11 protein-coding genes are annotated in these 10,781 nt (G+C 47.9%); 2 read left to right on the top strand and 9 right to left on the bottom strand.

The genetic code is table 11. The features are described from left to right. Positions 1–336: 336 nt before the first annotated feature. Positions 337–978 carry a CoA transferase subunit B gene (locus AAKU61_RS09340; RefSeq protein WP_322119421.1) on the bottom strand — a complete coding sequence of 214 codons (642 nt, stop codon included), beginning with the start codon at positions 976–978 and terminating at the stop codon, positions 337–339. A gap of 10 nt (positions 979–988) precedes the next feature. Beyond that, complete coding sequence (locus tag AAKU61_RS09335; protein WP_322119422.1) at positions 989–1,690, bottom strand: CoA transferase subunit A; 702 nt, start codon at positions 1,688–1,690, stop codon at positions 989–991. Between the two features lie 233 nt (positions 1,691–1,923). Between AAKU61_RS09335 and AAKU61_RS09330 the strand changes: the two genes are divergently transcribed. Next, positions 1,924–2,484, top strand: a complete 561-nt coding sequence (locus AAKU61_RS09330) for a LuxR C-terminal-related transcriptional regulator (RefSeq protein WP_354331594.1) — start codon at positions 1,924–1,926, stop codon at positions 2,482–2,484. Between the two features lie 91 nt (positions 2,485–2,575). On the opposite strand, the gene AAKU61_RS09325 is transcribed toward AAKU61_RS09330, so the two are convergent. Continuing rightward, entirely contained in the window at positions 2,576–3,052 is a 477-nt protein-coding gene (locus AAKU61_RS09325; RefSeq protein WP_322119424.1) for an acyl-CoA thioesterase, read from the bottom strand. Then, positions 3,049–3,825 (bottom strand): SDR family oxidoreductase, encoded by a 777-nt coding sequence (locus AAKU61_RS09320; RefSeq protein WP_322119425.1) that lies wholly within the window; start codon positions 3,823–3,825, stop codon positions 3,049–3,051. The genes AAKU61_RS09325 and AAKU61_RS09320 overlap by 4 nt, the downstream gene beginning before the upstream one ends. A 537-nt stretch (positions 3,826–4,362) precedes the next feature. On the opposite strand from AAKU61_RS09320, the gene AAKU61_RS09315 reads away from it, so the two are divergent. Beyond that, positions 4,363–5,985 carry an electron transfer flavoprotein-ubiquinone oxidoreductase gene (locus AAKU61_RS09315; protein ID WP_503012597.1) on the top strand — a complete coding sequence of 541 codons (1,623 nt, stop codon included), beginning with the start codon at positions 4,363–4,365 and terminating at the stop codon, positions 5,983–5,985. A gap of 66 nt (positions 5,986–6,051) precedes the next feature. Here the strand turns inward: AAKU61_RS09315 and AAKU61_RS09310 are convergent, their stop codons facing one another. The 5 genes from AAKU61_RS09310 to AAKU61_RS09290 form a co-directional block, all read right to left on the bottom strand. Further along, positions 6,052–7,461 carry a sensor histidine kinase gene (locus AAKU61_RS09310; RefSeq protein WP_503012596.1) on the bottom strand — a complete coding sequence of 470 codons (1,410 nt, stop codon included), beginning with the start codon at positions 7,459–7,461 and terminating at the stop codon, positions 6,052–6,054. Between the two features lie 77 nt (positions 7,462–7,538). After that, the gene (locus AAKU61_RS09305; protein ID WP_354331587.1) at positions 7,539–8,219 is read right to left on the bottom strand and encodes a response regulator transcription factor; all 681 of its coding nucleotides are present in this window, start codon (positions 8,217–8,219) and stop codon (positions 7,539–7,541) included. Between the two features lie 495 nt (positions 8,220–8,714). Next, positions 8,715–9,287 carry a hypothetical protein gene (locus AAKU61_RS09300; protein WP_354331585.1) on the bottom strand — a complete coding sequence of 191 codons (573 nt, stop codon included), beginning with the start codon at positions 9,285–9,287 and terminating at the stop codon, positions 8,715–8,717. 7 nt (positions 9,288–9,294) lie between these two features. Next, on the bottom strand, positions 9,295–9,942 hold the full coding sequence (locus tag AAKU61_RS09295; RefSeq protein WP_354331583.1) for a hypothetical protein: 648 nt from the start codon (positions 9,940–9,942) through the stop codon (positions 9,295–9,297). Positions 9,943–10,012: 70 nt separating this feature from the next. Continuing rightward, positions 10,013–10,681, bottom strand: coding sequence for a nucleotide-binding protein (locus AAKU61_RS09290; protein ID WP_354331581.1), 669 nt, complete (start codon positions 10,679–10,681; stop codon positions 10,013–10,015). Between the last annotated feature and the right edge of the window lie 100 nt (positions 10,682–10,781).

Below are 10,781 nucleotides of genomic sequence, written 5' to 3'. Positions count from 1 at the left end.
TGAAGACAAAATCACTAAAAAAGCATCATTTTATTTTTTAAAAATTCAACCTTTGCTGAAACGGCTCTGATTAAGGCTGTCATGCAAAGGTCTCAACAAATAACAAATAACAAAGGGAGTATCTTAAACAGGCCTTCTATTGTCCAATTAAAATATGGACAACATCGTTGAATATTAATATACATAGCACCAGTATATAATTTCTAACAATCAATGATGCAATAAAAATGCCAGCAGAAGTGCTGGCATTTTTTTCATGTACTGAGTTTGTATGGCAACGTAGACTAGCGACTTTACCGAACCGAAAAATCACCAAATCATACAAACTAGTTCTGATTAAGCAAGCGCACTGACATCCAATGACGCTTCGGTTTTTGCAATCACTTCCTCCTTAGTCACGCCGCTGGCTAATTCGATTAATTTCAAACCGCTGGGTGTGACATCAATCACACCCAGGTCGGTGATGATACGATTGACGACGCCTACACCGGTCAATGGCAAATTACATTTTTTCAGGATTTTATGCGCATCGCCTTTGGCGACATGCTCCATCAACACCACTACATGACCAACACCTGCCACCAGATCCATCGCACCGCCCATGCCCTTAACCATTTTGCCTGGGATCATCCAGTTGGCCAGATCGCCGGTTTCACTGACTTGCATTGCGCCCAAAATCGCCAGATTGATTTTGCCGCCACGTATCATCGCAAACGAGTCGGCAGAACTAAAAATCGACGAACCTGGCAAGGTCGTTACGGTTTGTTTACCTGCATTAATCATGTCAGGATCAACTTCATCCTCCGTCGGGAAAGGGCCGATACCTAGCAAACCATTCTCTGACTGCAGCCATACTTCCATGCCTTGTGGCACATGATTGGCAACCAGTGTCGGCAAGCCTATGCCCAGATTGACGTAATAACCATCTTGTAATTCTTTTGCTGCACGAGCAGCCATCTCATCACGAGTCCATGCCATTTTGTTCTCCTTATTCTGCTGGGCGAACAGTGCGCTGTTCTATGCGTTTTTCCGGGGTCGCGTTGACGACGATGCGTTGGACAAAAATACCTGGCGTATGAACATCATCAGGATCAATCTCACCGATTTCGACCAGGACTTCCACTTCAACCACGGTGATTTTGCCTGCCATTGCCACATTGGGATTGAAGTTGCGTGCCGTTTTGCGATAGACCAGATTGCCTGATTTATCTGCCTTGTAGGCCTTGACCAGTGATACGTCGGCAACTAAAGAACGCTCCATGACATATTGTGCGCCATCAAACTCACGGATTTCTTTGCCGTCAGCGACGATGGTGCCGACGCCCGTCTTGGTGAAAAATGCTGGAATACCTGCGCCGCCGGCACGTAGTTTTTCGGCCAGAGTACCTTGTGGTGTAAATTCTAATTCCAACTCACCGGCCAGATATTGACGTTCAAATTCTTTGTTCTCACCGACATAAGAGGCGATCATTTTTTTGATCTGGCGCGTAGTCAATAACTGCCCTAAACCAAAGCCATCCACACCGGCGTTGTTGGAGATTGCCGTCAAATTCTGTACGCCGGAATCGCGCAAGGCAGCGATCAGCGCCTCGGGGATACCGCACAGACCAAAACCGCCTACCGCCACGGTTTGTCCGTCTTTGACGATATCTGCCAAGGCACTGGCAGCGTCAGGATAAACTTTGTTCATGTTGTCCCTTTCTTATATTAAAACTCTTGTTGAAACTCTTATTGAAATACAGCGTCCGACACGATACTGGCGTGAGTTTTTTGCTACCCGCGCTTTATACTGAAGTTTTGTTTTATCGCCAAGCATATGATGCTACTCTATACAGCGCAATACCGTAAAAATACCTGACAAATACCGAATAATTAGTCAGCTTAAGTTATCGCAAATTACCCCAAATAAGCAGCTCAAACTCCATGACCGAAGCGCAGCTCATTAATTTTGAAACGATTTTTCAGTACGCGCCGGTCGGACTATGCGTCTCACAAAATCGCATTATCCGCGCTTGCAATGATGATCTGGCGCAGATGTTTGGCTACCAAAAAGAACAATTACTGGGACAATCATTTTTAATTTTATACCCGTCGCCAGATGAGTTTGAACGTACCGGTGCGCGTATCACGCCGATCATGAATGCCAAAGGCTCTTACTCAGACGAGCGCATCATGAAACGAGCCAATCAAGAATTATTCTGGTGCCATGTCTCAGGCCGGGGGTTACATAAAGAAGATGCTCACGCGGAGGGAATCTGGACATTTGAAGATCTGAGTTCTAAACGCTCAGTCACAGCAGAATTAACGCCGCGCGAGAGAGAAATCGCCGCCCTGCTGGTAGAAGGCAAAACCAGCAAGCTGATTGCGCGGCAAATTGGGCTTAGTCCAAGAACGGTGGAGATGCACAGAGCAAAGCTGATGCGTAAATTTACGGCGGCAACATCCAGCGAACTAGTACATAAATTATTACGAATCGTCAGCTGAGTTGCTTATCCCTGGAGACAGATTACAACTCAGCTTCATGTGTGTTGAAGTAGTCAGCTGACTATTAGATTCAGGTGTATTCAACGTTCATTTATACCGCCTTCACACGTCGTGCTGGCTTATTTGCCGACTTCACTGCGGTTTTCAGCTCAGTCAGTTTTTCCTTAATCGATTCTGGAAGTACGGTGGACTTTTGCGTTTGCGCATCGACCCACACGACCTTGGCTCCACCTTCTGCATACAGCGTGTAACCATCGCTGACACTGCGCATTTCTTGGATGGTTTCAAAACTGCTACGGCCTGCACCGCCGATGTAGGTACAGACTTCAACCTGATCAGGATATTTCAAGGGTTTTTTAAATGTGCAGTGGGCATTGATGATGACCGGACCGTTGCCGTTTTCATCGGGCAAACAACCCAGCATCGTCAGCCACTCCAGCCTGGCCTGCTCCATATAGCGAAAGTACACAGTATTATTGACATGTCCCAATGCATCCATATCGCCCCAGCGAATTGGAATTGTCACGGTGTACACCAACTTTTTATCAAGTACTTTCTCGCCTATCATTGCGCGCTCATTCCATCGTCTGCCGTTACTATCGCTCCATTCAAAAAGCGTGATTCTTCTGCGGCCAGCAACAGCAACAAACCGTCCAAATCTTCTGGCATACCGACCCGTTTTCTTGGCAGCATATCAATCAGCTTTTGACCCTGTTCACTTTTAAAATGATCCTGGTTAATTTCTGTCTCAATATAGCCTGGGCAAATCGCATTCACATTAATACCGAACTTGCCCCACTCGACCGCCATGGATTTTGTCATGTGTACCACTGCGGCTTTACTGACGCAATAAATACCGATTTGTGGCAATACACGCAAACCTGCGACAGAAGCAATATTGATAATCCTGTGCTGTTTTTTAGGATCGCCCTTGTAGCGGGCAATCATGCGCTTGGCCGTCTCTTGCGCAACAAAAAAAGCGCCGCGCTGATTGGTGTCCATTACGTAGGCATAATCTTCTGGCGTGACGTCGATCAAACGCTGTGTGGTTGAGACACCAGAATTATTGATCAGGATATCGATAGGACCGGCTTCGGTTTCCGCATGGGCAATCGCTGATTTAATACTGGCATAGTCGGTGACGTCCAATGTCACAACATGTGCAGCACCACCTTCAGCCTCGATTTCTGCCCGCAGCTCTTTCAAGCGATCAATCCGGCGCGAAGCCAGCACGACTTGTGCCCCGGCTTGTGCAAGAATTTTTGCAAAGCGAGCACCAAGACCACTGGAGGCGCCTGTCACCAGAGCGATTTTTCCTTCGAAATTAACTTCAATACCCATCAGATTCTCCGACTAAAAATTTGCTGAAAGTGCTACGTGTTTTGTACATTGTTCGATATGCCAAGACTTATGCAAAATTACTCACCTTTTACCTACTGGAACCTTAACAGGCGCCAGCTCGCCGGAACAGTTTTGCGTAAATCCTGGAACCATATCATTTTGAATGTGCCGCTATGATGACATAGACAATATGCTTGTGTTTTAAAACTTCCATTTTATCGATCAAAATCATGAAAGTGCTGCATCTTATTTCACCCTCTGCGATAATCCATGCACAACAAAAATAAGCAATTCATGGTTGTCGGAGAATTGCCGGAGCAAGACTGAATTTATTTACCAATCCGTTGGTAAGCGCACTGGTAAGCGTATTTACAACCGCATTGACAACGATTAATTAGAAGAATTGCTCAGCTTGCGCATTACATCCCTAAGCTATACCATACCGACAACAAATAAGCACGTTCGTTCGTAAATTTTCTGAAAGCGATTATAGCCATGACACAAAGTCTAATAGAGCAGTTCGGTCCGCGCGATGCGATGGAATATGACGTCGTTATTGTCGGCGGCGGCCCTGCCGGATTGTCCGCTGCGATCAAGCTCAAACAACTCGCAGCAGAAAAAGGCAACGAAGTCTCTGTCTGCGTTCTGGAAAAAGGTGGCGAGCCCGGCGCGCATATTTTGTCTGGCGCAGTGATGGACCCAAAAGCTTTAACGGAACTCTTCCCCAACTGGAAAGAAATGGGCGCGCCGCTGAATACCGAAGTGGCTGAAGATCGCGTCTTGGTATTGACGGAGAAAAAAGCATTTAAAACGCCGAACTGGATGTTGCCCGCCTGTTTCGAGAATCATGGTAATTACATCGTCTCTTTAGCCAATGTCACCCGCTGGCTGGCGCAGCAAGCTGAGACCCTGGGTGTGGAGGTATTCCCGGGTTTTGCCGCTGCAGAAGTACTATACAACGATGATGGTTCTGTCAAAGGGGTAGCTACCGGCAATATGGGTGTTGATCGCCACGGCGAAGCGTCTCCAGCATTCCAGTTAGGAATGGAACTACATGCCAAATACACCTTGTTTGCAGAAGGTGCGCGCGGTCATTTGGGTAAACAGGTCATGGCTAAATATGACTTAAATAAAGGTAAAGATCCGCAATCCTACGGCATCGGTATTAAAGAATTATGGGAAATCGATCCTAAGCAACATAAACCTGGTCTGGTCGTCCACACCACAGGTTGGCCGCTGATGGATCAATACAGTGGCTCCTTCCTGTATCACCTTGAAAATAACCAAGTTGCCGTCGGCTATGTCGTTGGTTTGGCCTATGAAAATCCTTACCTGTCGCCTTACGAGGAATTTCAACGTTTTAAAACGCATCCGGCAATTTGTGGTTTCTTTGAAGGCGGTAAGCGCATCTCTTATGGTGCACGAGCAATCACCGCGGGCGGTTTACAATCTCTGCCTAAACTGGTGTTCCCAGGTGGCGCATTGATTGGTTGCGATGCTGGCTTTTTGAATATGAGTCGCATTAAAGGTAGTCACGCTGCGATCAAAACCGGCATGCTGGCAGCGATTGCCGCGTTTGACGCGCTGGGAGCACAACGTCAGCATGACGAATTGACCGCCTACTCTACGGCCTTTGAACAATCCTGGTTGCATGAAGAACTGCACACAGCACGTAACGTCAAACCTTTGCTGAAAAAAGGAACTTACGGTTCACCGCTGGTCTGGCTGGATCAAATGGTCTTACGCGGCAAAGCACCTTGGACTTTGCATCATTCCAAAGCCGATCATGAATGTCTACGCCCTGCGTCCGAGTTCGAGCCGATTGTGTATCCAAAGCCAGATGGCAAGCTCACCTTTGATCGCTTATCGTCGGTGTTTATCTCTAACACCAATCACGCAGAAGATCAGCCAATTCATCTGACGTTGAAAGATGCGAGCGTGCCGGTTGGCATCAACTTAGCCAAGTATGCAGGACCAGAAGCGCGCTACTGCCCGGCTGGCGTATATGAGTTTGTCAAAACTGATCAGGGTGCAGATCGCTTGCAAATCAATGCGCAAAACTGCGTACATTGCAAAACTTGCGATATCAAAGATCCGACGCAAAATATCGTCTGGGTTACGCCTGAAGGTGGCGGCGGGCCAAACTATCCAAGCATGTAATACTGGACTTACGCAAAGAAAGCAAAAAGCCACGAATCATCGTGGCTTTTTTGTTCGCTATCGATTTCACAGCAAGTCAGCAGGCTTGGGCAGCTTAAACGTAAATTGCGTACCTGATTGTGAGGGCTGAGAAGAACTGGCAACCTCAATACATCCGCCATATACGTGGGCAATAGATTGCGATAATGCGAGACCAAGGCCAACCCCTGGTGTTTCTTCCGCGCGGGTGCTGGTACCGCGATAAAACCGCTCAAACAAGTGCGGTAATTCTTCGCGGTTAATCCCTGGCCCTGTGTCGGATACACTGATACTGACCATTCCTCCCTCGTCTGCAAGCGTCACCACCACATTCCCGCCGTGGCGAGAAAACTTGACCGCGTTGTCTAGTAAATTGGCAATCACCAAGCTGGCAGAACCACGCGCTACTCGTGCCATGACCTCTGGCGAAGGCGTAATCCTAATCCGTATTGCGCGCTCCGAGGCTATGGCCTCCATACGGCTTGCCGCCTCATCCACCAGTTGATTGAGGCAGACGACTTCCGAGGTATTACGCTCCTGACCGGCGTCGATCCGCGCCAGGGTTAATAATTCTTCTACCAGCAAACTCAAACGCTCTACTTCTTCCATACAAGAATGCAGCGCCTGAATATAATCAGCAGGTTCGCGCGGTCGTCGCAAGGTGACTTCCAGTTCCATTCTTAAGCGGGATAAAGGTGAACGTAATTCATGTGAAGCATCGGCAGTAAATCGTCGCTGTACCTCAAAACTTTGTTGTAAACGATCCAGCATTTCATTCAAGGTATCGACCAAGCGCCCGATCTCGTCAGAGGTACCAGGATGTGGCAGTCGTTCGGCGAAATTTGCTTCGCCGATGTGGTGCGCCTCTCGCACAATATTATCAATCGCGTTAAATACACGGCGGGTCAGCAACACACCTGCAACGCCAACGGCGACGATCAGGGTCAGCGCCATGATGATAAATAAGATGCTGGCGGAGTCGACTACATGACTGGTGTCATCGAGCGAGCCAGCGACCTGTATCGCCATTAAACGGTTATCGACCCGGATCGGCATAGAGACCATGCGCACTGGTTCCTCACCAAATTTAGGTAAGGTTTCAAACACGGTATTGCCTTCGGCCAAACGCGATAACAACTCGGGGGGCACCGGCAATTTTGCCGCACCAAGGTTGACGCTGCGTGCCAATACCTGTCCGTTAGCATCAATGATTTGTACTAAGCGATCTAAGCGCATTAAGGACGGCGGCGCAGGTCCGGCCGTCGTGTCGTGTACTTTGACCGGGCCTTTTTCAGCCAGCATAGAAATCTCAGTTTCTGCCAGCGCTAGCAATGCTGCGTCTAACTGACCGTGGACTGCGCGGGACAAACTCAGATGTGCAGCAAAGGCGGCGACCGTTAATACGGTGATGATGACAGCCAAATGTACCAGCACCAATCGGGTTCTGAAGTTGAGCAGACTGGTGGTAGTTTTTGGTGGCATCTTGTATGGATCAGCGTTAAAAAATTAATGACGATGGGGCGAAGTTCGCTAAGCTAGATTGGCGCGCCAGCCTTGATACAAAAACCGCGACCACGTATGGTTTGTATCAAAGGCGTGTCGCTATTACTGTCTACCTTTTTACGCAAATTACTGATATGCGCGTCGATCAGATTATCCAGCGAAATGGTGTCAGCTTTCCACACTTGTTCCGCCAAACGCGCGCGACTGATTACCTCGCCCGGATGACGCAACAAGATTTCTAAGATGGCATATTCCTTGGGCGTTAAGTCTAATAAAACATTTGCCCGCATGACGCGGTGGCTGACTGGATCCAGTGTCAAATCATACGCAGCCAAAATCAAGGGACGACTGATCTCAGAACGTCGTAACAGGGCTCGGACACGCGCCAGTAATTCTTCAAATGCAAAGGGCTTGGTCAGGTAATCATCAGCACCGGTGTTGAGGCCAGTAATCCTGTCAGTTAAAGCGTCACGCGCTGTCAGCATCATGATAGGTGTCTGGCTGCCGCGCGCCCGCAGATCGCGGCATAGATCTATGCCGTCTTTACCTGGCAGCATCCAGTCTAAAATAATCAGATCATAGTCGGTGATGAAGGCTTCTTCCTCGCCCTCTTCCGCCGTATGAGCGATGTCGATAATAAAGCCTTCTTCCTGAAAGCCTCGGGCCAACAGGCGCGCTGCTTTGCGGTCGTCTTCAACTAATAATATTCGCATTGGATGCAGCCATTTTCTGTTGTGGTCTTATTGCTTGTATTGAATGTTGAGCATTCAGCATTGAGCGTCATTTTACTCGTGACTAATACTCGTGACCAATACTCGCGCTGCATCTGAATAGAAATTCAGCGTATGTCTGAAACGCGGCCTAACCGAAGTCAATACATCTATCAATACGTATGCTGGAAATACTTGGGAGACGAGCACCACGCTTTAAGTCCTACTAGCAGGTACTTGATAATGATTGATCGTTGTTAGATGATAGAGTCAAAATATATACTCCCATCCTGTATATATGGAGTGTCCATAGAAAGATTGGAAAATTGGCATTTTTAGAAAAATAAATGGGGAGTATATTTCAATCAAGCTACTACAGAAACCCTGAGATGTGACTTTACAGTGAACCGAAATCCAGCTTTTCCCCAATTAATCTGCCGCGCAATAATCCGCTAATCTCAACAAGTATTAAAGCGATATAGATTAAAGCGATGTGTTTTAAAGGAACAGCGCTCTGTACAGACTCTTGCATCTGTCGGTGCTGTCGGTTCCGGCTGGTAGCAAAACGATTTTGACCTGTAGATTTTTCTCCAGCGCGCTGAGGCTGGCAATTTGCTCAAGGCTGGCTGCGGCAGTTTCAATCGCTAATAGTATCGGACGCTCCCAATGATGGCAGCGTACCGCGGCGATCTGCGTTAGCAAGCGCTGCTGCGCCTGGACATCAAAATGTGCTGCGTGCAAATGGAATACCGCCATATCGCAAGACGCCATCAAGGCATGATGTTCCAGATGCTGCTGCCGGTCTTGATCCTGATATAAATGAATCAAGGTGGTGTGATAAGCGCAGTAAGTCGTTTCCAACTTGGCTGCCAGACTACCGGCGCAAATTGAATGCAATGCCGCGCCAGCTTTTAGCTCGATCGCATTCCAACCAAGCTCCGCGTCGGACTGCTGAGAAACCAGCAGCACATTTCTGCCGGCATCTGCCCGCTGCTGTGCAAGGGCTTTCGCCAGCGTGGCACTTACGCGCATTGAATGCAGCGAGGGATCAGCTACCATGGTCAAAATCATCTGTGTCCTATCCATGTTGAAAATACAGGTGAAGACCAGTCAACATTCTATCGATTGCAATCACTGCCAGAATCAAACCTAACAAGGTCTGAAAGCCATTAGCAACTAATGCGAATCTACGATAGTTTTGTACATTTTTTAGCGCGATAAGAAGAATGGTCAGCACCAGCATGGCGGCGGCCAACGCAGCCACAATTTGCCGCGCATGCTCTGGCTGTATCGCGCTTAACAACAAGACAGTCATCATTGCGGTCGGGCTAAAAAGCCGTAGCAAAGACCAGCGCTTCTCATCGAACGGATCGGGGGTTTGATTAGCTGCACGATTAGCTTTGTGATTAGCTAAATCATTAATCTGTTGATTGGTACGAGGAGACACTTTCGTCGTCTTAGAAAAAAATACCATACCCAGCGCAGCCAGTAACAAAATCAATCCAGCACTCACTTGCAGGCTCGCCGTATTGGCTACCGATATTGGAATCCAATATCGAAACGATTGCCCGAATAAGGAGAGTAAAAGCAATATCAACAACAAGCCAGTACACGCGACGAGAATCTGGCGATTGCTTGGTGAAGGCGCTAGTCCTGAGCTCACTCCCGTCGTCATTAGCAAATCGGACTGAGACTTTACGATCAACTTAGGCGATATGCTTAACATGGGATTCAGTACCAAAAGTAGCACAATAAAAAATGAGAAGGTAAATGACATAGCGGCGCTAAAAGATCACTTAATCACCAAAAACTTCGCTGTATAAATCTTGTATTTCTTGTGCTGTTTGCTGATCTGCACATTCGCTGATTGCCAGTCCCTCTTGGTAGGCTTGATGCAACACTGCATCAGCGTGTATCGGTCGGGCAAAGAATTCTGCACAGGGAATGTTGGCGACAAATTGTCTGACAGCGTCTAAGCAGGCGAATGTGGGATAGGTGGACCGGTAAGTGATGACAACGAGAATACGAAGACTGGGATTGAGTTCACGTGCGGTGGCGATTCTTGCGGTGAGTTTGTCTTCGCTAAAGCAATTTGAATCTACAGCATCAAGCATACCTACATTAAATTGATCGGAGTCCAAGGCAACGATCACCAAACCTGCAGCGATCAGTGCCGATCTGCTGCCAAGAGAATCACGAGCCTCGGTATCAATTACGATGTCTTGAAAGCGACAACCTAAATTTTCTAACTCTGGCTGCATGCCTTTGCCACTAATAGCACGCGCCATTACGGCAGGACTGATACCACTGGCATTGCGTTCAGCGCACCAACCTATAGAGGATTGTTTGGGGTCGTTATCAAGCAACAAAACTCTGCGCCCGGTCTGGGTACGTAAGGCCGCAAGACTATCCGCCAGCATTGATTTTTCGGTGCCGCCAGTCTGGTTTGCAATCGTAATTATCATAGTTTCTTTTCTTATACTGACTCTGTTTTAATCGGTTAGGACTTCCGCAAAATTGTCCCAGTAAGGCGCAGCGACGACGACATTACTTTAGTACGGCTAG

The sequence above is a fragment of the Undibacterium sp. GrIS 1.2 genome, assembly GCF_040544435.1.
GTDB lineage: Bacteria > Pseudomonadota > Gammaproteobacteria > Burkholderiales > Burkholderiaceae_D > Undibacterium.
This window is presented reverse-complemented; position numbering and strand designations above follow the sequence as displayed.